We start from the raw sequence: 23,847 nt of genomic DNA, 5'->3' as shown, positions 1-23,847 counted from the left end.
GCGTCGTTGCGCGGCTCTGTTTGCCTTGCGGCAAAGGCGCCCGCCCACCGACCCATGCGTCAGGCGGCCAGATCGATCCAGACGGGCACATGATCCGAGGGTTTTTCCTCGCCGCGGGCATGTTTGTCGATCTGGCAGTCTGTCAGAAGATCGGCGCAACCTGGCGACAGAAGGAAGTGATCAATTCGAATGCCGTCATCCCGGTTCCAGGCCCCGGCCTGGTAGTCCCAGAATGAGTAGTGTCCGGGACCGAAGGTGCGGGCGCGAAAGGCTTCTGTCAGGCCCAGGTTGAGTAATTTGCGAAACGCGGCGCGGCTTTCCAATCGGAACAGCGCATCATCGCGCCAGGCGTCGGGGCGTTTTGCGTCCTCGGCTTGTGGAATGATGTTATAGTCGCCCGCCATCAGGAACGGGATCTCTTCGGCCAGCAAACTGCGGGCTCTTTGGCGGAGACGTTCCATCCACGCCAATTTATAATCGTATTTGGGCCCTGGACTTGGGTTTCCGTTTGGCAGGTAGAGGCCGCACAGACGCACGGCGTGACTGTCTCCGACCACCGTTGCCTCTATATAGCGGGCCTGTTCGTCTTCGGCATCACCGGGCAGGCCGCGTGTGACGTCTTCGAGCGGGTGCTTGGACAGGATCGCAACGCCGTTGAAGGATTTCTGGCCATGGGTCTCCACGTTGTACCCGCGATCCTCGAAAATCTCGCGCGGGAAATTTTCGTCGACCGATTTGATTTCCTGCAACAGGGCGACGTCGGGTGCCGCGCTGTCGAGCCAGCGGGGCAAGGCCTCGATCCGCGCCTTGATCCCATTGATGTTGAACGTGGCTATCTTCATCGCTGACCCCAATCACTGACTTGCCCCAGATGTGACCGATCCCGGCCGGTGCCGCAAGGGGTGTGGCACAGGCACAATTAACTAAATCTTAACCGTTCGATTCGGGTCCGAAATGCATGAATGTGCAAATTTCTCTCAAATCTGCGCATGTATAAATTTGTGGATAAGTTTTTTTCCAGCGCTGATGGCGCTGCGGAAATGACCGGCTCTCCATTCAGATTTTGTCGCGTAGCCTGTGGATAATTGACACCGATATCCCCCTTAGCGCGAAAAACAGCTTCTCAACACACTTTTTGCGGGTAACCGTTAAGGCATCACAACCAACGGGATGAAAGGATGTCCTCATGACCGCTCAACGCAAAATCACAGCTGAATTTTCCGCAACTGACGTCAGCGCCGCGCTTGTCGGCGACGGGGTCGAGATGTTTTCGTCCGGCAGCGCACCTGCGATGGTCGACCCCTTGCGCGGCGATGCGGTCGAGATGTTTTCGTCAGGCTCTGCGCCGATGACAGCAGATGCATGCGCGGGTGAAGGCATCGCCATGTTCTCATCGGGCTCTGCACCTGTCACGTCGGATGCCAATTCCGGTGACGCGATCGAGATGTTTTCGTCCGGATCGGCACCGCGGGGGCGCGATGCCGTGACAGGGGATGCGACCGAAATGTTCTCTTCGGGGTCGGCCCCGGTGGCGACGCATACAGCGGACGGAGACGTGACAGGCGCATTCTCCTCTGGGTCCACACCAGTGACAGGCACGGTGATCGAGGGTGCGGTTACGGGGCTGTTCTCTTCGGGATCCTGAACCCGGAACACCGGACGCGGCGGTTGCCGACTTTGAAAAGGACTCAGACATGTCAAACATTCTTGCCTTTACCGCCCCGCCGCGTCGCCAGGTCTTGTCAGAACGCGCGGCCGCACTGGTCGCGTGTTTCGCCAGCCATCGTCGGATCGAGGACGATGTGTTCTGGTTGAAGGAAAACGCCGAAACGCTGAATATCCTTGAATGTACGGGGCAAAAAGTGGATGCGGCAGCACTGCAGCCGCATCTGGGATTTTATCAGAAGCTGTCCGACCGACTGACGTTTTTCCCGCAATACTACCGGTTCCTGTTGTCAATCGGCCTGGATCTCGAAGACCTTGGAATGCCCGGTGCCCAGATGGAAAGTCTGTGCCACTGGGTGGCGACGCAAGGGTTGCCGGATGCAGAGTTGAGCGACTTGCAGCGGGCAGAGGCGCGGCGGCTCTTGGCGCGCCGGGGGGTGTTCACCCGTGCCGCCGATGCGGGGCTGGATGATCGGTTGCGCGCCTTCATCAGTCGCCCCGAAACCTTTGCGCTGCCGAACAAGAAGGCGGCCTACGAACTGACGCATATCGTGTTCTACCTGTCCGAATACGGGCGGCGAGATCCGCACATCGGCGCGGCGGCCCGGCTCAGTCTGGAATATGCGGGAATCACCGCATTCCTGGATCAGAACCTCGATCTCTTGGCAGAAATCTGCATTGCCCTGCGGCAAGCGGGGCAGGTGCCCAATGCTCATTGGGTGGCGGCGATACGTCGTAGCCTTGCAAATTTCACTGTGGACGACAGCGTCTACGTGGCGCCGGCGGATGACTATCACGAGTATCTCGTATCCACGTGGGCGATGTCGGTCATGGGTATTGATGACCCTTGCGCGGCGGTCACGGCCAAGCCCTGCGCGTTTCGCAAGCCGGAGGCCAGCGAAGGGGCGTTGCGGGCGGTTTCGGCAGCCCTGCTGGGTCTTGGCCGCGCCCGTTCAGGGTCTTGGGAACGGATGCAGGATACGCTTTATGCAATGCTGGATGACCGCGCAGCCGAAACCCTGTGCGATGCCGCGGCGTCGACATCCCATTTCGAGGCCTATTTCGAAGGGTTCGCGCGCGCAAGCTTGGCGACGCACTGAATTTCAGGCAAGAAAAATTGAACCGATGGCGCCAAGGCAGATGTGGCGCGTCGGTCGATCACATCGAAAAGGACGTTCCGCAGCCACACGAGCTGGTTGCGTTCGGGTTTTCGATGACAAAGCGCGCGCCGATCAGCTCTTCGGAGAAATCAATGACAGCGTTGGACAGAAACGGCAGGCTGATGGCATCGACCACAACCTTCTGTCCGGATCCTTCGAGGACCAGATCGTCATCCTTGGGTGCGTCCAGCGCGATTTCATACTGAAATCCGGAACAACCGCCGCCTTCGACAGCCACGCGCAGGGCCTGTCCCTGATCGGCCGCACCGATTTCGGCCAGACGTTCAAAGGCGCGGGGGGTCACCGTAGGGGGCAATTGCATCGCATTTCTCCGAAAAGGCGCGTTTTAACTTCGCTGCACCTGCAATATATGGGCTGTGTGAACAGGCGACAAGGATCCGTCGACATGACTGCGCCCTATGCATCCGATCCCGCCACTGCGCGGGGCCGGCGCTGGCCCGAAGATGAGCTGCCGTTTCGGTCCTGCTTCCAACGGGATCGTGACCGGATCATCCATGCGTCGGCGTTTCGACGGCTAAAGCACAAGACTCAGGTTTTTGTGGAGCATGAGGGTGATTACTACCGCACCCGGCTGACCCATTCCATCGAGGTGGCGCAGGTGGCGCGCACCATCGCGGGCGCCTTGGGCCTGAATGACTGCCTGACGGAGGCGGTGGCATTGGCGCATGATCTGGGTCATCCACCGTTCGGTCACACGGGCGAGGATGCCTTGCAGGACCTGATGCGGCCCTTTGGCGGGTTTGATCACAATGCGCAGGCCATCAAGATCGTGACACGGCTCGAATGCCATTACGCGGAGTTTGATGGGCTGAACCTGACGTGGGAATGTCTGGAAGGCATCGCCAAGCACAACGGGCCTGTCACGGGTGATCTGCCTTACGCCCTGGCGGAGTATGACGCGGAGCATGATCTGGAGCTGGGCACCCATGCCAGCGCAGAAGCGCAAGTGGCTGCTCTGTCCGATGACATTGCCTATAACAACCACGACCTGCATGACGGTTTGCGTGCCGGGCTGTTCACCGAAGAAGACATCTGTGCCTTGCCACTGATTGGGCCGGCGTTTGACGTTGTGGACAGTGCCTATCCCGATCTTGACCCCGTGCGGCGCCGGCACGAAGCGTTGAGACGCGTATTTGGTGCAATGGTGAGCGACGTGGTGGCCACATCCCGCATCCTGCTGCAAAACAGTGGTGCGACAAATGTGGCCGAGATCCGCCATCTTGGTCGGCCTGTCATTCGGTTTTCCGATCAACTTTGGTCTGACCTGAACCAGATCCGCCATTTCCTGTTTCACAACATGTACCGCGCGGCGCCGGTCATGGCCAAACGGCAGGAGGTGACGCGGATTGTGCATGATCTATTCCCGGCTTACTTGGCCAATCCGGATCTGCTGCCGGGCGAATGGCGGACCGAGGCACAGTCGGCCACGATGGATGAGGCTGCCCTTGCGCGGATGGTGTCGGACTATATTTCCGGCATGACCGACCGATTTGCCATTCAGGAACATGCGACGCTGTTTCCGGATCATGGGTGATTGCCGCCCTTGAGGCACCGTCCGAGGCCGTGAAACCTGATCGCTGACAGAAACTTCACATTGACGCAGTCTTTGAACTTGATACACGCGAACCCTCACGTTGCAAGAGACCCATCCATGAACCTGTTTGCCGATATTCGCGCCCTTGTGCTGTCCGATCTCTCCGCCATGGTGGAGGCCGGGCAATTGCCCGCTGACCTGCCCACGACGAATGTCACGGTCGAGCCGCCGCGCGATGCGGCGCACGGGGATATGGCCACCAATGCGGCCATGGTTCTGGCCAAGCCTGCGGGCATGAAGCCTCGGGATATTGCCGAAGCTCTTGCCGCGCGTCTGGCAGAGGATCCCCGGATCACGTCAGCCGAAGTGGCGGGCCCCGGCTTTCTCAACCTGCGGCTGGCGCCGGGGGTCTGGCAACAGGTTGTGCAGGCCGTTCTGACGACGGGCACCGGCTATGGCCGGTCGGACATGGGGCAGGGCAAGAAGGTGAATGTCGAATATGTGTCCGCCAACCCCACAGGCCCCCTGCACGTGGGCCACACGCGGGGCGCAGTGTTCGGGGATGCTCTGGCGTCGCTGCTGGATTTTGCCGGGCATGATGTCACTCGTGAATATTACATCAACGACGGTGGCGCGCAGGTCGACGTGCTGGCCCGCTCCGTCTACCTGCGGTATCTCGAGGCGCACGGCCAGGACGTGGCCTTTCCCGACGGAACCTATCCCGGCGACTACCTGATCGAGGTGGGCGAGGCGCTGAAGGCCAAGGTGGGTGACGCCTATCTCGACAAGGGAGAACAGTTCTGGCTCGAGGACGTGCGCAATTTTGCCACGGATGCGATGATGGACCTGATCCGCGCCGACCTGGCCGCCCTGGGTGTCGAGATGGACGTGTTCTATTCGGAAAAGTCACTTTATGGCACGGGCCGGATCGAGGCGGCGCTGGACGATTTGCGCGGCAAGGGCCTGATTTATGAAGGGGTGCTTGAGCCGCCGAAGGGCAAGAAGCCCGAGGATTGGGAGCCACGCGAGCAGACCCTGTTCAAGTCAACAGAACATGGCGATGACGTAGACCGGCCGGTGATGAAATCGGACGGATCATGGACATATTTTGCCCCCGATATCGCTTATCACTATGACAAGGTGCAGCGCGGCTTTGATGCCCTGATCGACGTGTTTGGCGCTGATCATGGTGGCTATGTCAAACGGATGAAGGCGGCGGTGTCCGCGTTGTCCGGTGGTACCGTCCCGCTGGACATCAAGCTGACGCAGCTGGTGAAGCTCTACAAAAACGGCGAGCCGTTCAAGATGTCCAAGCGGGCAGGGACGTTTGTGACCCTGCGCGACGTGGTGGATCAGGTGGGGCCGGGTGTGACCCGCTTCCATATGCTGACGCGCAAGAACGATGCCGCGCTGGATTTCGATTTCGACAAGGTGCTGGAGCAGAGCCGCGAGAACCCTGTGTTTTACGTGCAATACGCCCATGCCCGTGTGACCTCTGTTCTGCGCAAGGCAGGCGAGGCGGGTGTCGATGTGGCGGATGACACGCTGGCGGCAGCTGACCTGAGCAAGCTTGAGCACGAGGCGGAACTGACACTTGCGGCCAAGCTGGCCGAGTGGCCGCGTCTGGTCGAGACGGCGGCGCGCACCAACGAACCGCACCGGGTGGCATTCTACCTCTATGATCTGGCCGGGACGTTCCACGGGCTGTGGAACCGGGGTAATGATCTTCCAGAGCTGCGCTTTTTGCAGGATGACGTTGCAACATCTCAGGCAAAAATTGCCCTGGCGCGTGCCTGCGCCGTTGTAATTGCATCCGGTCTTGGTATTCTTGGCGTCGAACCAGCCGAAGAGCTGCGTTAAGCCCCGGCAAACAGGGGCAACACAGGCACGTTTCCCTTTGCGTCTACCGGACGCATCCACAACTAGATGATCTGCGCTGGCATGTATCGGCGCGGACGACGAGGCAGAGATGGCAGATATGCAGTACACCCATAATATGGGTCACGTCGGGTATTCCGCGCCCGAGAATACGTCCGTTCCGTCTTCTAACCCATTGAAGAACTTGACAAACTTAGCTGGCGCTGCTGTGTCGCTGGCGCTGATCGCCGGTGTGTCCGTGTGGGGTTACAAGCTGGTGATGCGCGATGTGTCGGGTATTCCGGTCGTGCGCGCCGCCGAAGGCGAGATGCGCGTGCGCCCGGCCGATCCGGGCGGGCAACTGGCCGTGAACACCGGGCTTGCGGTCAACGAAGTGGCCGCCGTGGGTGAGGCATCCGGACTTGTGGATCAAGTCATTCTTGCCCCCAGACCCATCGATTTGACGGAAGAAGACCAGCCGATGAGCACCGCAACGGTGGCACCTGTGCAACAGCCTGCGCCGCTGGACGTAGCAGCAAGCCTAGACACCGACCAGCCCTTGGATGTTGCCAGCGCGCTGACCGATGGCAGTGTCGAGGACCTCGTGAACCAGCTGACTGCTGGGGTTGCGGCCATTGATGCGGTTGAGGAAGAAGCGCAACCGGTGCTGGCCAGCGTGGCCGCCCCTGCAACGCCCGCGCCGCGCGCCGCGCCTGCTGTCCAAGGACCGGGACCGCAATTGTCCAAACGTCCGCAACTGCGCCCCAGCACGGCCCCCGCGGTTGTGGTGCCCGCTTCGGCACCCGTCGCAGTCCCGCAAACTGAACTGGACGCTGCGGCCTTGCCTGCGGGAACGCGACTGGTACAGCTGGGCGCTTTCGACAGCGCAGAGATTGCGCGCGCGCAATGGGAGCGGATGCAGGGCCGTTTTGGCGACTACCTCGCAGGCAAAGACCGCATCGTGCAAAAGGCGCAGTCGGGCGGGCGGACGTTCTACCGGTTGCGTGCACATGGCTTTTCCGATCTGAGCGACGCGCGCCGGTTCTGCTCGGCCCTTGTCGCCGAGGGTGCGGATTGCATCCCCGTGGTGACACGATGAATTTCGGCGCGACCATCCTCGATGCGGACGGTCTGGCGCTCTCGCGCGATGAAAAGGCGTTTTTTCGGGACGCAGATCCGTTTGGGTTTATCCTCTTTGCGCGCAATATCGACACGCCGGATCAGGTCTATGGCCTGTGTTCGGAGTTTCGAGACGCCGTCGGGCGGGATGCGCCGATCACCATCGATCAGGAGGGCGGCCGGGTACAGCGTCTGCGCGGGCCAACCTGGACCGAATGGCTGCCGCCTTTAGAATTTGTTCAAGCTGCGGGTGACGATGCGGAACGCGCAATGTATTTGCGATACAGGCACATAGCGCACGAACTTCATGCGCTGACTATTGACAGCAATTGCGCGCCCATGGTCGATCTGATTGTGAAGGAGACGCACGAGTTCCTGCGCAACAGGTGCTATGGCTCATCGCCCGGGGATATCGCAGCCTTGGGGCGCGCCGCTGCCGACGGAATGCTGGATGGCGGTGTGCTGCCGGTGCTCAAACACATCCCCGGCCATGGGCGCACCGATCTCGACAGTCACTTCGATCTGCCGCGCGTCGATGTCAGCCTCGATACCCTGCGCGAGACGGACTTTGCCCCCTTCCGGGCGTTAAACGACCTGCCCATGGGGATGACGGCGCATGTGGTTTACGAGGCCGTGGACGAGGTGCCCGCCACCCTGTCGCCAGACACGATGGCGCTGGTGCGCGAGGATATCGGCTTTGACGGACTGATCATGACCGACGATATCGGGATGAAGGCGCTGAGCGGGACGCCCGCGCAGAATGCGGTTGATGCGCTGGCCGCAGGGTGCGACGTGGTTCTGCATTGTAACGCGCCGCTGTCCGCTCGCATCGCCTCGGCCAATGCCGCGGGCCAGATGACCGATGCCGCCCAAACCCGCGCCAACGCCGCACTGGCCGCCCGCCGCACCCCTGACGAGATTGACATTGCCGACCTGAACGCCGAACTTGAGGCGCTTTTGGGCGGACATGTGCATGGCTGAAGACACATTCGAAGAAGACACGGTTTCTGTCGCCGAACGCCTCGCCGCCGAGGCGCTGATCGTGGACGTCGACGGGTTCGAAGGGCCGCTTGACCTGCTCTTGACGCTGAGCCGAACTCAAAAGGTGGATCTGCGCAAGATCTCGGTTCTGCAACTGGCGCATCAATACCTGGCCTTTGTGGAAAAAGCCAAACAGCTGCGGCTGGAACTGGCTGCCGATTACCTTGTCATGGCGGCGTGGCTGGCCTTTCTCAAATCGCGGCTGTTGTTGCCGCCGGACCCCAGCGAAGAGGGGCCGTCCGGCGAGGAGCTTGCCGCGCATCTGGCGTTCCAGTTGGAACGGCTGCAGGCCATGCGGGACGCCGCCGCGCGGCTGATGGCGCGTGACCAGCTGGGCCGGGATTTCTTTGCCCGCGGGCAGTCGGAAATGGTGACGCGGGTGCGCAAGGTGACCTATTCGGCGACGCTGCTGGACCTTATGCAAGGCTATGCCCGGATCCGCACGCGTGACGAATTCCGCCCCTTTGTCATGGACCGGGATGCCGTGTTCACGATGGAACAGGCACTTGACCGCATGCGCGGGTTGATAGGCTATGCCGGGGACTGGACTGACATCCTGTCCTATCTGCCCGAGGGCTGGGAGACCGACCCGGCCAAGCGTCGGTCGGCGACGGCTGCGACCTTTGCGGCATCACTGGAATTGGTCAAGGAAGGCCACCTCGACATTCGACAATCCGAGACATTCGCACCGATCCAGCTGCGTAAACGGGATGAACCACGTGACAGAAGCACCTGAAGAAAAAGAAGAAAGCCTGTTCGAGGCCCCGCCCATGGCTGAACAGGAACGCATGGTCGAAGCGATCCTCTTTGCCACCGCCGAGCCTGTGACTATCCGCGAGCTTGAAGCGCGGATGCCGCATGGCTGCGATCCGGCGGAGGCAATTGTGTATCTGCGCAAGCGCTACGAGGGGCGCGGCGTAAATGTGATGAAGATCGGCGATGCCTGGGCGATCCGGACGGCGGCGGATCTGGGCTTTCTGATGCAGAAGGAAACGGTGGAGACCCGCAAACTGTCTCGCGCGGCGATCGAGACATTGGCCATCATCGCCTATCACCAGCCCGTCACCCGTGCAGAGATCGAGGAGATCCGCGGTGTCAGTGTCAGTCGGGGTACGGTGGATCAATTGCTGGAACTGGAGTGGATCCGGTTCGGGCGCCGCAAGATGACGCCGGGCCGCCCCGTGACATTTGTGGTCACGCAATCCTTCTTGGATCACTTCGGCCTCGAGAACGCGCGAGACCTGCCGGGCCTCAAGGAATTGAGGGCCGCGGGCCTGTTGGAAAACCGCCCCCCGCCAGGCACCTTGCCCGGACCCGACACGGAGGAGGGCGATGAAAGCGCGGAGGGCCAATCCGAGCTTTTTGAAGATTGACCTGAAAATCGCCGCATTTGCCGCTATAGTGCGGGCAACGCAACAGGGCGGAGCAGTCCCATGAATGCAAATCAGATTATCAACATGATCATGCGCATCGTCATGCGCAAAGCGATCTCGAAGGGGATTGATGCAGGCGTCAATCGCGCGACGCGTGGTCGCAAGCAGCCCCAGCAACGCCAAGTGACCATGGATGACGACGCGGGGCAGGGCGGCCCCACGCAGGCCGAGGTGCGCGCCGCACGGCAAGCCCGCCGCGCGGCACGACAGGCCCGCGAAAACAACCAGGGCTGAGGGGTACGGAAATCCCTAGTTGATCGCGCAGCGGTAGTGACCTAGCGTAAACCCATTGATTTCAATGGGAGTTTCGGGTCATGGCCGATGATGTAAAACGCAAGAGCTTTGGCACGGTGATGCTGGGGGTCACGGTTATCGGCCTCTACTTCCTGTTTGTGAGCCTCGTCGCTTTTGGCTTTGGCAGTTATATCTATCGCACCACATGGCAGGTGGAGGCTGCATCCGGGACCAGTAACAGTGGCACGGATGCAGAACAGGCCGCGGATATCGACAATATGCTGTTCATCCTCAAACGCGAAGAATCGCTGGAGGCCGCAAAGACCGTCATATTGGCGCAGATTGCCAAGACGGAAATTGAACTGGCCGGTCACAGTTCGCGGGTGAACCAGTCGTTTGGGCCGATTGGACGGGCCAAGAACGCGTTGCGCGATCAACTGGGGTTGAGCATCGATGGGCTGGAAGAGTTCCGATTTGCCCTGCCGGGGGACAATCGGTCGGCCTATGAAAAAGTGCTGAATGAGCCGGGCATAGACCCCGACCCCAAGATCCGGCGCCTTTTGCAGATTGTACATGTCGGGCTGGACCCCGAAAACCCGGCAACCGACCCGGAGGTGCGCGCCGCATTTGATACGTTCCGCGACAAGACCGAGACGACATTCGATGATCTGTTGAAGGCACGGGATGACGCGAACAAGGCGTCGCTCGACATTCAGGCCGAAAGGACCGTGGTCGAATCAAAGATCAAGTCGCTGGAGGCGAAGATCGCCAAACATGACGCGGTCATCGCGGATCTGCAAAAACGTCTGCCACCTGCCTCGGTGGCGCGGGCCCGGCTGGCGGCTTTGACATTCGATACGCCTTATGTGCCGGACATACTGATGCGTCTGGTCAGCTTTCCCACCATTTTCCTGACCCTGATCGTGACCATTGCGGCGGGTGGTCTTGGCACTGTTGTTGCGTTTTCTCGGCGCTATTATTCGTCCAAACATGCCAGCACATTGACCCTGTCGCGCCTGTTCGTGAACGTGGGCGAGGGGATCGCAGCGGCCATCGCGATTTTCCTGTTCTCCGGCGCGGGCATGCTGGCGCTGACCCAAGGGGGCAGTCCCGGCAATGACGTCGAACTCAGCCCCTATACGGTGGCGTTCATCGCCTTTTTGTCCGGGTTCATGGCCGAAGACGCATTTGCGTCGATCCAGTCTGCGGGCAAGCGGATCTTCAAGCCGGATCCCAGCGTCGTGGCGCAAAAGCGCGGCGACGACACGCTGGTCAACACGGTCGAGGGAGAGGATACCAGCGCCTAAGCGGGTGTCTTGAAGTGTTTGGACAGCTTCAGCCCTTGTCCCTGATAGTTGGACGCAATGCCCGCACCATAAAGCTGTGCGGGCTGCGCGCTCATCCGTTCATAGATGAGGCGGCCAACGATCTGGCCGTGTTCCAGCACGAACGGCGCTTCGTGGCATCGCACCTCGAGCACACCTCGTGACCCGGTGCCACCCGCCGCGTCATGGCCGAAACCGGGATCAAAGAATCCGGCATAGTGCACTCTGAATTCCCCGACCATGGCCAGATACGGCGCCATTTCGGCGGCATAGTCGGGCGGGATGTGCACGGCCTCGCGGCTGACGAGGATGTAGAATGCGCCGGGATCAAGGATGATATGCCCGTCGTTGGCGTGGACCTCTTCCCAGAATTCGGCGGGGTCATAGTGCCCGATATGGTCCAGATCGATGACGCCCGTGTGCGGTTTGGCGCGGTACCCGACAAGAGTGCTTCCAGGCAGACGCAGATCGACCGAAAATCCGAGGCCCTCGTCAATCACCGCGCCGCCGTCGACCAGCGGCATGTCCTGGTGGAGCGCCGTCAGTTCGTCATCGCTCAGCACGGCTTGACCGGCACGGAACCGGATCTGGTTCAGCCGCATGCCCGGACGGACCAGCACGGAAAACGAGCGGGGGCAGATTTCAGCAAAAAGCGGTCCGTGATAGCCCGGCGCGATCCGGTCAAATTCGGTGCCGCCATCCGTGATCGTGCGCGTCAGCAGGTCCAGCCGGCCGGTTGAGCTTTTGGCGTTGGCGACCGCTTGCACGTCGCGGGGCAGGGCCAGTTCTTCCATCAAGGGCACGACATAGACACAACCCTTTTCAAGAACCGCGCCGTCGCTCAGGTCCACCCGGTGCATTTCGAATTCGGCCAGACGGTCGGATACGGTGCGTCCATGCCCGGCGAGAAACGAAGCGCGCACGCGGTAAGCCACTGTGCCCAGTCGCAAATCGAGGCTGGCAGGTTGGATCTGCTCTTTGGTTACGGCGGGTTCGGCAGTGATTTCACCGCGCGCCATCATTTCCTTGAGCTGTGTGTCTGCAAGAACGCCGGTCATGTTCCCCTCGAACAAGTGCTTGGTGCAACGGTCTGGGAACAAGGCCCCGTAGCGCTGGGGCGGAAGAAAATGGTCGGGCTAGCAGGACTCGAACCTGCGACCTTCCGTCCCCCAGACGGACGCGCTACCAGGCTGCGCCATAGCCCGACGTGAGGAGCGTCATACCCGATTTCTGGCCGGGGGCAAGGGAGAATTCGCACCGATGACCTCTTTAACGCGGATCACGCCGGGCGCTGGTCATCTGATCCCGCAATGCCGTCAGTTGCGCCAGCAATGGACGGATCGCGTCGCGCTGATCGGCGCGCAAACGGGTCAGTCGCGAAACGCGCGTCAGGGCCGAGGGGACGACGTCCAAATGTGCCGGATCCGGATCATCGGGCACGTCAACCACTCGGGCGCGCGGTTCCTCGGGTGCGGGCTCCTTGGACATGAACGACGGCAACTCAGACGCAGGGTCTTGCGCCAGCGGCGTGTCAGTTGGCGCGGTTGGTTCTTCCGCCGGTGGGGCGTCCTGCAGAAAGGAGGGTAGGGTCGGTGCGTCTTCCTTGACGGCGTCTGGCGCGGGCGTGCTGACCTGCGGCTCCTCTGGGCGCAGAAATGATGGGAGCACGGGGTCCTGCGCATCTTCTGACATGATCTCGGCAGGCTCTGCCGGATGGTTTGCCTCCACGGCCTCGGCCGGGTCAGGTTCGCTCTGAGGCGCATCCGGGGTGGGGTCTGGCACCGGTTCCGGCGCGCGTGCCGCGATGGTTTCAATCTCGTCCGGCTCGGGCGATGCCAATTCGACCGGCGCGGCAGGGGGTGGCGGCGTATTGTCCGCCGGTGTTTCGTCTTGAGAGGCCGGCGCCATGGGTGATGTCAGAAAAGATGGCAGATCGGCTTGGGTCGGTTCTGTCTTGGGGGGCTGTGCGGTCTGGTCGTCGGTCAGGTTGACCGGTGCGCGTTCCTGCCGCACGTCCGCTGATGGCACAGCAGGGGTTTCGCCAAGGACTTCAATCGGTTTTGGGGTTGCCTGTGTCGGGGACGGGTGCACCGGCGCGACCGTCGCATTCGTTTCGTCAATCCGCGAAACAAGATCGCGATCCAGCTGCGCCTCGGATTCGTCGTCCAGCGGGGGCGACATATCCGCGACATGTGCCATGCCTTCCTCGCGCAGGATCTTCTGAACACCTTTGATGGTCAGCCCGTCTTCGTGCAGAAGTTTGCGGATCCCGCCCAAGAGCAGCATGTCGGCGGGTCTGTAATACCGTCGACCACCGGCGCGCTTTACCGGTTTGACCTGTGTGAACTTGCTTTCCCAAAACCGCAGAACGTGGGTCTGCACCCCAAGCCAGTCTGCCACTTCGGAAATTGTGCGAAAGGCGTCTGCGGATTTGGTCATCGGTCAGGACTTGTTGCCGTCGGCCACACGCTCTTTCATCAGATGCGAGGGGCGAAAGGTCAGGACCCGACGCGGGTTGATCGGGACTTCCTCGCCGGTTTTCGGGTTGCGACCGACACGGGCCGACTTGTCCCGTACGGAAAAAGTGCCGAAGGACGAAATCTTGACTTGCTCACCTTTTACCAACGCATCCGACATGTGATCCAGCACGCTTTCCACCAGTTGCGCGCTTTCGTTCCGCGACAATCCGACCTCGCGAAACACTGCTTCGCTCAGGTCCATGCGCGTCAAAGTCTTCTCAGCCATGAATTCCCCCCTTTGCCCGACCATAAGTTGAGGGGAAATTCCGAGTCAATATCAATGGCTTGCGAAACGCAGCAAAAGCCGTCCTCCGCCGCCCTTCGTGGGCCTGAGCGCCTACCAGCGCAAAACCACGGCGCCCCAGGCCAATCCACCGCCAATGGCTTCGGTCACGATCAGGTCGCCATCCTTGAGCTGACCGCGCGCGCGCCCCACCGACATGGCCAGTGGAATCGAAGCCGCAGAGGTGTTGCCGTGGTCTTGTACCGTCACGACCACCTGATCCATCGGGATGTTCATTTTCTTGGCAGTGCCCTGGATGATGCGGATATTGGCCTGATGCGGCACGATCCAATCGACCTCATCCGCAGTCACGCCCGCGCGGTCCATTGCCGTGTGCGCAGTCGAGGCGAGCTTTTCCACCGCGTGCCGGAACACCTGGTTGCCCTGCATCCGCAAATACCCGCTGGTGCCTGTGCTGACGCCACCATCCACGTATAGCAGGTCCCGGTAGCGGCCATCCGAATTGAGGTCGGTGGCCAGGATGCCGCGGTCCGCGCTTGTGCCTGCCCCGTCTTCTGCTTCGAGCACCAGAGCGCCGGCGCCGTCTCCGAACAGAACACAGGTGCTGCGATCGGTCCAATCCATGATTTTGGAGAAAGTTTCTGCCCCGATGACCAGCACCCGACGTGCCTGGCCCGAGATAATCAAAGCATTGGCGTTTGCCAGCGCATAGACAAAGCCCGCACACACCGCCTGAACGTCAAAGGCAAAGCCGCGCGTCATGCCAAGCGCGCTTTGCACCATTGTTGCCGCGGATGGAAAGGTCAGGTCGGCCGTTGAGGTGGCCAGCACAACCGCGTCGATGTCATCCGCGCTCATCGCGGCATCGGCAAGCGCCGCCCGCGCAGCCGCCGCAGCCATCGAGGACGTTGTATCGCCGTCGGTCGCGAAATGCCGCCGTTCGATGCCCGACCGGGTCTTGATCCATTCATCAGTCGTGTCGAGATCCGGCATGGCCTCGAATTCCGCGTTTTCTACCACGCGGGTGGGCAAATAGTGCCCCACGCCCCGGACGACGGCCCGCATTGTCATTTCTTGCTCTCCTCGGCGGCAGATGCCGCGCGGGCCACACGGGCCGCCAGTTTATCGTTAAAGCCCAGTTCTGACAGCCGGGCCGCAAGTTTGATCGCCGCGGACACGCCGGTTGCATCCGCCCCGCCATGTGACTTCACGACCGTGCCATTCAGCCCGAGGAACACGCCGCCATTCACCCGTCGCGGGTCGATCCGTTTTTTAAGGCGGCGCAGAGAGGTGAAGGCCAGGATGGAGGCGAGGCGCGACAGGGGGGTAAAACGGAACGCCTCGCGCAACAGCTCGCCAATCAACGTCGCCGTGCCTTCGCCAGTCTTGATGGCAATGTTGCCGGTGAACCCGTCGGTGACAATGACGTCGGCCACATCCCCGGGAAGATCACCACCCTCGACGAATCCGACAAAGTCGAAATCGGCAGCGTCGGCATGATCGCGGATCAGCTCGTAGGCGTCTTTCAACTCGGCCCGCCCCTTGTGCTCTTCCGTGCCGACATTCAGCAGACCGATGCGGGGGCGGGGCAGTTCCATCCCGTTGCGGGCATAGGATGCGCCCATCAGCGCAAAGCGCAACAGATCATCGGCGTCAGCGCGCACATCGGCGCCCACATCCAGCATGACGTTGAACCCTTGCGGATTGCGGCTTGGCCACAATACGGCAATCGCGGGGCGATTGACACCCGGCAGCTTGCGCAGGCGGATCATCGACAGCGCCATCAAGGCACCGGTGTTGCCGCAGCTCACGGCGACGGTCGCCTCTCCGGCGCGCACCGATTCCACGGCGGACCACATCGAGGTGTTCTTGCCATTGCGCACGACGTGGCTGGGCTTGTCGTCCATGGTGACGACGTCCTGCGCGTCCCGGATGATGCAGCGTCCACGCAAATGCTTGCGCCGCTCGACAAGCTTGCGCAGCTCGGCCTCGGGACCATGAAGGATAAACCCGATATTCGGGTTCTTTTTTGCGGATGTCGAACAGCCGGACACGACAACGGCGGGGCCATCGTCCCCGCCCATTGCATCAACGGATAGAATGATCGGAAAATCGAGGGCGGCGCCGGCGTCGGCCTGGTCTGATGTGAGGGCCGTCATTGGGTGCTGTCGTGCCGTGCCGCCTTGTTACCCGCTTACGTTACGCCGCGTCGTCTTCGAGATCAACTTCTTCGGTCAGCGCGACGATCTCATTGTCGTCATAGTGACCGCAAGCGGCGCAAATGTGGTGCGGGCGCTTGAGTTCGCCGCAGTTCGGGCATTCGTTCGGGTTCGCGGCGGTCAAGCTGTCATGCGCACGGCGGTTGTTGCGGCGCGATTTCGACACTTTATTCTGTTGCACAGCCATTGGAATGGGCCTTTGGTTTTTGGGGCAGGGCCGTGCGGGGCACGGGTGCGTGTTTCAGTTTGCCCAGCAGGCGGGCACAAATTCTGTCGTCCGAAAGCGGGCGTGACGTGCGTTTAGGCAAAGCCCTTGGTCATGTCCAACCCAAAATGACGTGAGGGCGGCAAAATACGCATCTTTCTCAGAGGTGCAAGCGCAAATCAGCCGTCATTTTCGCCCTCCAGTTTCGCCTTGAGATCGGCCAGTCCGGCAAAGGGGCGCATGGCCTCATCCGTCAGGGGGGCCACGCCCGGTTCGGCCAGCACGGCCTCGCCCAGTTCCGCGTCCGGCGCGCGCGGATAGGCGGGCACCTCGAGGCTGAGTGCTTCGATCATCACCGCCTCGGGGTCGATCCATTGCTTCAGGGGTTCAATCGAATCGTCTTCGGGCATTTCGACTTCTTCGCCCTCGACCTCCTGCCAGTCGGCGACAAACAGCCGGGTCACAGGCACATCTATTCGCGTCGTCACCGGGGCCAGTGTCACGCCGCAGGGCTGGATCACCGTGGCGCCCAGTTTCGCGGTCAGGCGCCAGTCCGCCTTGCCCTCGGCCTTAATCTCGCCCTCAAAGCGCATCTTGCGCAAACCGCTCAGATCAAGCTCTTGGGCGAGGGCCGCCATCTGTGTCTGATCGGGCACGATCTCGAACGAAGTTTTCGCGTTTTGCGCGAGGTCGGAGACCCGCAGGGCCGCCCGCGAGGGGGGTGTCTTGGACATGCCGTTTACTTTCGTTTCTTGAACCAGAGCCAAACCTTGAGTAAGTCGAGATAAAAGCACGGCGTCTCCTGAGCAAGGGCCGTCGCAGACAAGGGGGGCCGGTATGCGGACCTTTACAGCATCATTGGTCACTGTTCTGGCCCTTTCCGTTGCCGCCTGTGCGCCAACTTTTCGCAATCACGGCTATATCCCGCCCGAAGAAGATCTTCAGGAACTGGTGGTCGGTATCGACACCCGTGCGTCGGTGGAGGACCTGGTGGGCCCGCCCACTGCCGGTGGCGTGCTGGAAGGGGGCGACTATTTCTACGTGCGCAGCCGCGTTCGCACCTTTGGTCCGCGCCGCCCGCAAGTCGTGGATCGACAGGTGCTGGCCGTCAGCTTTGACGCCGAAGGTGTTCTGCAAAATATCGAACGGTTCGGGTTGGAGGACGGCAATGTCGTCCGGCTGGACCGCCGCGTGACGGACAACGGGACCACCAATATCGGCTTCCTGCGGCAGCTTCTGGGCAATATCGGTCGGGTCGGACCCGCGGGTGCATTTGGCGGTGACGGCTAGCCAGACGCAATTTGTCATGCCATCGTCGTAGTGGCGCGGTACATCATGACTGCACGCCATCTGCGGAGGCCGCTGGCCATGATCGGTTTGAAAAAGGGACGCTACAGCGCACGGCAAGCCTGTTCCGAGGCGGATGTGCGCGCAGCGCAGTCCCTGCGGGCGCGATGCTTTGGCCTGATCAGTGATGCGGACCCGTTCGACGCGCAGTGCACCCACATTCTCATCACCCGAACCAGCGATGATGCTTTGGTATGCTGTTTCCGTATGATGCCGCTTACCGGGTCCGAGATATCGACCAGTTACTCTGCACAGTTCTACGAGCTGAGCGCGCTGGCTGATTTCCGGGGCAAGATGGTCGAGATGGGCCGATTCTGCGTGGATCCGGAGGCCGCCGACCCGGATATCCTGCGTGTCGCGTGGGGGGCTATGACGGCCTATGTGGACGACATTGGGGTTGAGCTGCTGTTTGGCTGCTCGTCATTTGCGGGCACCGAAACAGGCGACTACCTGGATGCGTTTGCGATGCTCAAGGCGCGTCACCTTGCGCCGAAACGTTGGTTGCCGCGCGTCAAGGCGCCCCACGTGTTCAAATACGCGGCCCGCCTGCGGCGCAAACCGGACGTGAAAAAGGCGATGCTGCGCATGCCCCCACTTTTGCGCACCTACCTGATGATGGGCGGCTGGGTCAGCGATCACGCGGTGGTCGACAGCCAGATGAACACGCTTCACGTGTTTACCGGGGTCGAGATTGGCGCGATTCCTCCGGCGCGAAAACGTCTTCTGCGCGCGGTCGCCGGATAGGATGGTTGACGCCCCGGGGGTGGGCCGCTAGCTGGCGGGTATGGCCCGTGTACCCTTGCTTCAGCTTTCCGATATTTCGCTCACTTTCGGCGGAGATCCCGTGTTTGACGACCTGTCGCTCGTGGTGCAGCCCGGTGACCGTGTGGCCCTTGTCGGGCGCAACGGGTCGGGCAAATCGACCCTGATGAAGGTCATGGGCGGTCTGGTTGAGCCCGACCGGGGCGAGATCGTCGCAGGTCCGGGTGTCAATGTCGGATATATGGAGCAAGACCCTGATATGTCAGGGTTTTCGACGCTGGGGGACTTTGCCACTGCTGGCCTCGATCCATCCGATCTATACAAAGTCGAGCGCGCTGGCGAAGGGTTGAAATTCGATCCCGCGCGGCCCGTGTCCACGGCCTCGGGCGGCGAGCGTCGCCGGGCTGCCTTGGCGCGGCTGATGGCCGAGGCACCGGATCTGATGCTGCTGGACGAGCCCACGAACCACCTTGATATCGAGGCGATTGCCTGGCTGGAGGCCGAGCTGAAGTCCACGCGGGCGGGATTTGTACTGATCAGCCACGACCGGGCGTTTTTACGTGCATTGACACGCGCAACCCTCTGGATTGACCGGGGAATTGTGCGGAGGCAGGAAAAGGGGTTTGATGCCTTCGAGGCGTGGCGCGACAGCACGTGGGAAGAGGAAGACACCCAGCGTCACAAGCTGAACCGCAAGATCAAGGCAGAGGCGCGGTGGGCCGTCGAAGGGATCAGCGCGCGGCGCAAACGCAATCAGGGACGTGTGCGCGCGCTTCAGGAATTGCGCGCGGAACGTGCCAGCCAGATCAAGCGTCAGGGCACTGCGGCGATGGCCTTTGAGGCAGGCCCGAAATCAGGTCGTAAGGTTCTGGACGTCAAAGATATTTCAAAGGCTTATGGCGATAACCTCATCTTAGAGCCGTTCTCGATCACGGTGCAGCGCGGCGACCGGATTGCCTTTGTGGGCCCGAATGGCGTGGGCAAGACCACGCTCCTGAACATGCTGATCGGCAAGACCGAGCCCGACACCGGCACCGTCACCCTCGGCACCAATCTGGACATCGCGGTCTTTGATCAGACGCGTGCGCAGCTTGATCCGGACATGAGCCTCTGGGACAGCCTGACAGGCGACCCCGAGATGCGGGTTAGCGGCAAGGCTGATCAGGTCATGGTCCGCGGCGCGCCGAAACACGTGGTGGGCTATCTCAAGGAGTTCCTCTTTGACGAGGCGCAGGCGCGCGCCCCTGTCCGGTCGTTGTCGGGTGGGGAAAAGGCGCGGTTGCTGCTGGCCAAACTGATGGCGCGGCCCAGCAACCTTCTTGTGCTTGACGAACCGACCAACGATCTGGACGTGGAAACGCTGGACCTGTTGCAGGACCTGATCGAGAGCTACGACGGCACGGTTCTTTTGGTCAGCCACGACCGGGACTTCCTCGACCGGGTGGCGATTACGACCATCGCAATGGAGGGCGACGGCAAGGCCACCGTCTATGCGGGCGGGTGGAGCGACTACCGGTCCCAACGCGGTGCGGATGCCGTCACCGCAGCTGCGGACAAACCGAAACAGGCGGCGTCCAAGTCCAAAGCAAAGCCCGCCACCAAATCCGGCCTGAGTTTTACCGAACGCCATCGGCTCGAGGCGCTGCCGGCCGAGATGGAGCGGCTGGAGGCCGAAATCGGAAAATTGCAGGAACTGCTGTCGGATCCCGAGCTGTTTACTGCCAACCCGGTCAAGTTTCAGAAGGCCACCGATGCGCTGATCGAGCGGCAGGCCAGGCTGGATGGTGCAGAAGAGGAATGGTTGTTGCTGGAAGAAAAGGCCGAGGCCTGATCACCGCATCCTCAGCGCACCGTCCAGGCGAATGACTTCGCCGTTCATATAACCCATTTCAACAATAAAGCCCGCAAGCCGCGCGTATTCCGCAGGATCACCCAGCCGCGCCGGGTTTGGAACGTCTGCGGCCAATGCGGCCTGCAACTCCTCGGGCAAGCCCGCCAGCATCGGAGTCTTGAAGATGCCCGGCGCGATGGCCATGACGCGCACGCCGCTTGACGCAAGATCACGGGCCATGGGCAGGGTCATGCCGACAATGCCGCCCTTGGACGCAGCATAGGCCGCTTGCCCCTTTTGCCCATCAAAGGCGGCGATGGAGGCCGTGTTGATGATCACCCCGCGCGCGCCGTCTGGTTCGGGGGCATTGCGCGCCATGGCCACAGCGGCGAGCCGTGCGACGTTGAAGCTGCCCACGAGGTTGATGTCGATGGTCTGTTGAAAAGCGGGCAGGGGATGCGCGCCGTCGCGGCCTACCGTTTTGATCCCCAGTGCAATGCCCGCGCAATTCACCGCCGCCGTGATCCCGCCCATACGGTTACAGGCCAGATCGATCGCCGCCTGCACCGATTCCTCTTGGGTCACGTCCGTCTCGGCAAAGTGGCCTCCGATCTCGCTTGCCACCTGTTCCCCGCGATTCGCATCGCGATCCAGGATCGTAACAGTCGCACCCTTGGCCGCAAAATGCCGCGCGGTCGCTTCTCCGAGGCCAGAGGCCCCGCCAGTTACTATCGCTAAGGTTGTGTCGAGTTGCATCTCGGGCGCCTCCGGCTGGATATGAACGTTTGTTCATTTAGCCGGATTTGAGGCCCGCTGGCAAGTCGCAGCTCAGCCCTTGTGGATCCACCCGCCGCCAAAGATGCGGCTGCTGTCGCGGTCGTAGAACACACAAGCTTGCCCGGGGGACACGCCCGCTTCGGCGGCGACAAGTTCCACGGTTGCCTCGGTCGCGCTGATCGGCCTGATCACGGCGTCCGTCGGCGGGCGGGTCGAGCGGACCTTCACGGCGACATGCCATTCCCGCTGGCTGTCAAACGGTGCATCGCCCAGCCAGTTGACCTCTTTGACCGGCACCGTGCGGGTGGCCAGCAACTTTTTGGGGCCAACGATCACCTGCCGTGCATCCGCATCCAGCTTGACCACATAGAGCGGATCGGCCAGCCCACCGATGCCCAACCCCCGGCGTTGGCCGATGGTGTAGTTGATGACCCCGTCATGCTTGGCCAACACGCGGCCCTCGGTGTCCACGATGTCGCCGGGTGCGGCTGCTTCGGGCCGCAATTTGCGGATGACCGAGGCATAATCGCCATCGGGTACGAAACAAATGTCCTGGCTGTCGGGTTTGTCGGCCACGCTCAATCCGTATTTTTCCGCCAGCGCGCGCGTGTCATCCTTGGACGGCAAGTGCCCGAGCGGGAACCGTAAATAGGACAGCTGCTCCGGGGTGGTGGAAAACAGGAAATAGCTTTGGTCGCGCGCCTCATCGGCTGCTGAATGCAGTTCGGGTCCATGCGCCCCCATCATGCGCTGGATGTAGTGGCCAGTGGCCATGCAATCTGCCTCCAGATCCTTGGCCGTTTCCAGCAGGTCTTTGAACTTCACCCGCTCATTGCAGCGTATGCAGGGCACCGGCGTTGCACCGCCCAGGTAACTGTCGGCAAATTCGTCTATCACCGCGTCTTTAAACACGTTTTCATAGTCGAGAACGTAGTGCGGGAACCCCATTTCCTCGGCCACGCGGCGCGCATCGTGGATGTCGATCCCGGCACAGCATGCGCCTTTCTTAGCCAGTGCCGCGCCATGGTCATAGAGCTGCAGGGTCACGCCCACCACGTCATATCCTTGTGCCTTCAGTTCGGCGGCCACAACGGAACTGTCGACGCCACCGGACATGGCAACGACGACGCGTGTGTCTTCGGGCGCTTTGGCAAAGCCGAGCGAATTGAGCGGACCGGTCTGGTCAAGCATGGCAGGTCTCCGGGGGGTGTTAGGCGCATATATATGAAAATGCGAAATAGTCTCAAGGGGGCGTTTAACGCGCCATTAAATGCGCAGGCTCATGGTCCGCCCAACGCAAAACAAGAGCTGTGCAATGTTTTTAAAGAAAGTCGACGGACCGCGCGCCGTCACCTTGCCCGATGGGTCTGTTCTCTCTCAGGCAGATTTGCCGCCCGCGTCCACGCGCCGTTGGGTCGCCTCACGCAAGGCGGCGGTGGTGCGCGGTGTGCTGTACGGGCTGATCAGCCAAGAGGCCGCATTGGCGAAATACGGGATCAGCGAGGACGAGTTCGCCGAGTGGGTGCGTGCCGTGTCGACGCACGGCGAAGAGGCGTTGAAGGCAACGGCGCTACAAAAATATAGACAACCTTAAGTTGTTATGGTATTAGTTCATCAAGGGTAACGTGTGGTTAACCTTTTCAGTTCACGTTTAGTTCGACCCCTTAGACACCCCCAAGTGCGGAGACCGACGAATGCGTGTGCTGCTTGTAGAAGACGATCCAACGACCTCCAAAAGCATCGAGTTGATGCTGACCCATGCCAACCTGAACGTCTATGCGACGGACCTGGGTGAGGAGGGGATCGATCTGGCCAAGCTCTATGACTATGATCTGATCCTCCTTGACCTCGACCTGCCTGACATGAACGGCCACGAGGTGCTGCGCCAGCTGCGTCTTGCACGCGTAGAAACACCGATCCTGATCCTGTCGGGCGCGGATGACACGGAAAACAAAATCAAAGGTTTTGGTTTCGGTGCCGACGACTATCTGACCAAACCGTTCCACCGTGAAGAACTGGTCGCACGCATCCACGCCATCATTCGCCGGTCAAAAGGGCACTCGCAATCCATGATCGTCACTGGCGAAGTGTCGGTGAACCTTGATGCCAAGACGGTGAGCGTCGACAACAAGACCGTGCACCTCACGGGCAAGGAATACCAGATGCTCGAACTTCTCAGCCTGCGTAAGGGTACGACGCTGACGAAGGAAATGTTTCTGAACCACCTCTATGGCGGTATGGACGAACCGGAACTGAAGATCATCGACGTATTCATCTGCAAGCTGCGCAAGAAGCTCAGCACCGCAACGGGCGGCAAGAACTACATCGAAACGGTCTGGGGCCGGGGCTATGTCCTGCGTGATCCCGAGCCTGTGGAACACGTGGATGACGGCCGCATGGCCATCGGCGCCTGAACAAAACGCAGCTGCAAAATGCAAGGCCGGGCAATCATGTTGCACCGGCCTTTTTTGTGCCCGTGGCTGCGTGGAGATTCCCAAAACCAAGCTATGAATGACTGGACCCTCGGCGCAGGCGCTTCTATCTCTTGACCAGA

At 61.2% G+C, this 23,847-nt stretch carries 26 protein-coding genes and 1 tRNA gene; 15 read left to right on the top strand and 12 right to left on the bottom strand.

The features are described 5' to 3' along the window. Positions 1-59 precede the first annotated feature (59 nt). Positions 60-842: an exodeoxyribonuclease III gene (gene xth / locus Q0949_RS07085; protein WP_299369998.1), complete on the bottom strand. Its 783-nt coding sequence runs from the start codon at positions 840-842 to the stop codon at positions 60-62. Positions 843-1,186: 344 nt separating this feature from the next. Here xth and Q0949_RS07080 point away from each other — a divergent pair, with 344 nt between their 5' ends. Both Q0949_RS07080 and Q0949_RS07075 read left to right on the top strand, forming a co-directional pair. After that, positions 1,187-1,645 carry a DUF6749 domain-containing protein gene (locus tag Q0949_RS07080; protein ID WP_299369996.1) on the top strand — a complete coding sequence of 153 codons (459 nt, stop codon included), beginning with the start codon at positions 1,187-1,189 and terminating at the stop codon, positions 1,643-1,645. A gap of 49 nt (positions 1,646-1,694) precedes the next feature. Continuing rightward, positions 1,695-2,765 (top strand): hypothetical protein, encoded by a 1,071-nt coding sequence (locus Q0949_RS07075; protein WP_299369994.1) that lies wholly within the window; start codon positions 1,695-1,697, stop codon positions 2,763-2,765. 58 nt (positions 2,766-2,823) lie between these two features. On the opposite strand, the gene Q0949_RS07070 is transcribed toward Q0949_RS07075, so the two are convergent. Continuing rightward, a complete protein-coding gene (locus Q0949_RS07070) occupies positions 2,824-3,147 on the bottom strand; it encodes an iron-sulfur cluster assembly accessory protein (RefSeq protein WP_299369992.1) in 324 nt (107 codons plus the stop codon). An 84-nt stretch (positions 3,148-3,231) separates the two neighbouring features. On the opposite strand from Q0949_RS07070, the gene Q0949_RS07065 reads away from it, so the two are divergent. The 8 genes from Q0949_RS07065 to Q0949_RS07030 all read left to right on the top strand — a co-directional run bounded on the left by Q0949_RS07065 (position 3,232) and on the right by Q0949_RS07030 (position 11,371). Next, positions 3,232-4,380 carry a deoxyguanosinetriphosphate triphosphohydrolase gene (locus tag Q0949_RS07065; RefSeq protein ID WP_299369990.1) on the top strand — a complete coding sequence of 383 codons (1,149 nt, stop codon included), beginning with the start codon at positions 3,232-3,234 and terminating at the stop codon, positions 4,378-4,380. A gap of 117 nt (positions 4,381-4,497) precedes the next feature. Beyond that, positions 4,498-6,240, top strand: a complete 1,743-nt coding sequence (argS, locus tag Q0949_RS07060; RefSeq protein ID WP_299369988.1) for an arginine--tRNA ligase — start codon at positions 4,498-4,500, stop codon at positions 6,238-6,240. Between the two features lie 202 nt (positions 6,241-6,442). Next, entirely contained in the window at positions 6,443-7,336 is an 894-nt protein-coding gene (locus Q0949_RS07055) for an SPOR domain-containing protein (protein WP_299369986.1), read from the top strand. Next, a complete protein-coding gene (gene nagZ / locus Q0949_RS07050) occupies positions 7,333-8,337 on the top strand; it encodes a beta-N-acetylhexosaminidase (protein ID WP_299370835.1) in 1,005 nt (334 codons plus the stop codon). Before Q0949_RS07055 ends, nagZ begins: the two co-directional genes overlap by 4 nt. Continuing rightward, positions 8,330-9,133 carry a ScpA family protein gene (locus tag Q0949_RS07045; protein WP_299369984.1) on the top strand — a complete coding sequence of 268 codons (804 nt, stop codon included), beginning with the start codon at positions 8,330-8,332 and terminating at the stop codon, positions 9,131-9,133. The genes nagZ and Q0949_RS07045 overlap by 8 nt, the downstream gene beginning before the upstream one ends. After that, positions 9,117-9,770, top strand: a complete 654-nt coding sequence (gene scpB, locus Q0949_RS07040) for an SMC-Scp complex subunit ScpB (protein ID WP_299369982.1) — start codon at positions 9,117-9,119, stop codon at positions 9,768-9,770. Before Q0949_RS07045 ends, scpB begins: the two co-directional genes overlap by 17 nt. A gap of 60 nt (positions 9,771-9,830) precedes the next feature. After that, positions 9,831-10,064, top strand: coding sequence for a hypothetical protein (locus Q0949_RS07035; RefSeq protein WP_299369980.1), 234 nt, complete (start codon positions 9,831-9,833; stop codon positions 10,062-10,064). A gap of 80 nt (positions 10,065-10,144) precedes the next feature. Further along, entirely contained in the window at positions 10,145-11,371 is a 1,227-nt protein-coding gene (locus tag Q0949_RS07030) for a hypothetical protein (RefSeq protein WP_299369978.1), read from the top strand. Here Q0949_RS07030 and Q0949_RS07025 read toward each other — a convergent pair. From Q0949_RS07025 to Q0949_RS06990, 8 genes are all read right to left on the bottom strand, one after another. Then, on the bottom strand, positions 11,368-12,447 hold the full coding sequence (locus Q0949_RS07025; protein ID WP_299369976.1) for a 2'-deoxycytidine 5'-triphosphate deaminase: 1,080 nt from the start codon (positions 12,445-12,447) through the stop codon (positions 11,368-11,370). The genes Q0949_RS07030 and Q0949_RS07025 overlap by 4 nt on opposite strands. A 70-nt stretch (positions 12,448-12,517) precedes the next feature. After that, positions 12,518-12,594, bottom strand: a tRNA-Pro gene (locus Q0949_RS07020). A gap of 64 nt (positions 12,595-12,658) precedes the next feature. Beyond that, on the bottom strand, positions 12,659-13,828 hold the full coding sequence (locus Q0949_RS07015; protein ID WP_299369974.1) for a MerR family transcriptional regulator: 1,170 nt from the start codon (positions 13,826-13,828) through the stop codon (positions 12,659-12,661). A gap of 3 nt (positions 13,829-13,831) precedes the next feature. Further along, positions 13,832-14,134, bottom strand: a complete 303-nt coding sequence (gene ihfA / locus Q0949_RS07010) for an integration host factor subunit alpha (RefSeq protein WP_299140856.1) — start codon at positions 14,132-14,134, stop codon at positions 13,832-13,834. A 111-nt stretch (positions 14,135-14,245) separates the two neighbouring features. After that, positions 14,246-15,223 (bottom strand): beta-ketoacyl-ACP synthase III, encoded by a 978-nt coding sequence (locus tag Q0949_RS07005; protein ID WP_299369967.1) that lies wholly within the window; start codon positions 15,221-15,223, stop codon positions 14,246-14,248. Next, positions 15,220-16,311 carry a phosphate acyltransferase PlsX gene (plsX, locus tag Q0949_RS07000; protein ID WP_299369966.1) on the bottom strand — a complete coding sequence of 364 codons (1,092 nt, stop codon included), beginning with the start codon at positions 16,309-16,311 and terminating at the stop codon, positions 15,220-15,222. The genes Q0949_RS07005 and plsX overlap by 4 nt, the downstream gene beginning before the upstream one ends. Before the next feature lie 40 nt (positions 16,312-16,351). Beyond that, complete coding sequence (rpmF, locus tag Q0949_RS06995; RefSeq protein WP_299369965.1) at positions 16,352-16,558, bottom strand: 50S ribosomal protein L32; 207 nt, start codon at positions 16,556-16,558, stop codon at positions 16,352-16,354. 197 nt (positions 16,559-16,755) lie between these two features. After that, the gene (locus Q0949_RS06990) at positions 16,756-17,310 is read right to left on the bottom strand and encodes a DUF177 domain-containing protein (protein WP_299369964.1); all 555 of its coding nucleotides are present in this window, start codon (positions 17,308-17,310) and stop codon (positions 16,756-16,758) included. A 103-nt stretch (positions 17,311-17,413) separates the two neighbouring features. On the opposite strand from Q0949_RS06990, the gene bamE reads away from it, so the two are divergent. From bamE to Q0949_RS06975, 3 genes are all read left to right on the top strand, one after another. Beyond that, on the top strand, positions 17,414-17,866 hold the full coding sequence (gene bamE, locus Q0949_RS06985; protein ID WP_299369963.1) for an outer membrane protein assembly factor BamE: 453 nt from the start codon (positions 17,414-17,416) through the stop codon (positions 17,864-17,866). 78 nt (positions 17,867-17,944) lie between these two features. Next, positions 17,945-18,667, top strand: coding sequence for a GNAT family N-acyltransferase (locus tag Q0949_RS06980; RefSeq protein WP_299369962.1), 723 nt, complete (start codon positions 17,945-17,947; stop codon positions 18,665-18,667). Between the two features lie 40 nt (positions 18,668-18,707). Beyond that, positions 18,708-20,516, top strand: a complete 1,809-nt coding sequence (locus Q0949_RS06975; protein WP_299369961.1) for an ATP-binding cassette domain-containing protein — start codon at positions 18,708-18,710, stop codon at positions 20,514-20,516. On the opposite strand, the gene Q0949_RS06970 is transcribed toward Q0949_RS06975, so the two are convergent. Together Q0949_RS06970 and mnmA are read right to left on the bottom strand one after the other, a co-directional pair. Then, complete coding sequence (locus tag Q0949_RS06970; protein ID WP_299369960.1) at positions 20,517-21,272, bottom strand: SDR family NAD(P)-dependent oxidoreductase; 756 nt, start codon at positions 21,270-21,272, stop codon at positions 20,517-20,519. It lies immediately after the preceding gene. A 72-nt stretch (positions 21,273-21,344) separates the two neighbouring features. After that, positions 21,345-22,484, bottom strand: coding sequence for a tRNA 2-thiouridine(34) synthase MnmA (mnmA, locus tag Q0949_RS06965; RefSeq protein ID WP_299369959.1), 1,140 nt, complete (start codon positions 22,482-22,484; stop codon positions 21,345-21,347). 124 nt (positions 22,485-22,608) lie between these two features. Here mnmA and Q0949_RS06960 point away from each other — a divergent pair, with 124 nt between their 5' ends. Continuing rightward, complete coding sequence (locus tag Q0949_RS06960; protein WP_299369958.1) at positions 22,609-22,887, top strand: DUF1153 domain-containing protein; 279 nt, start codon at positions 22,609-22,611, stop codon at positions 22,885-22,887. A 100-nt stretch (positions 22,888-22,987) separates the two neighbouring features. Beyond that, positions 22,988-23,707, top strand: a complete 720-nt coding sequence (gene ctrA, locus Q0949_RS06955) for a response regulator transcription factor CtrA (RefSeq protein ID WP_299369957.1) — start codon at positions 22,988-22,990, stop codon at positions 23,705-23,707. The last annotated feature ends 140 nt before the right edge of the window (positions 23,708-23,847 follow it).

Origin of the sequence: uncultured Tateyamaria sp. (assembly GCF_947487805.1) — a bacterium.
Lineage (GTDB): Bacteria > Pseudomonadota > Alphaproteobacteria > Rhodobacterales > Rhodobacteraceae > Tateyamaria.
Note: the sequence above shows the minus strand (reverse complement) of the source record. Positions and strands in the feature narration are given on the sequence as shown.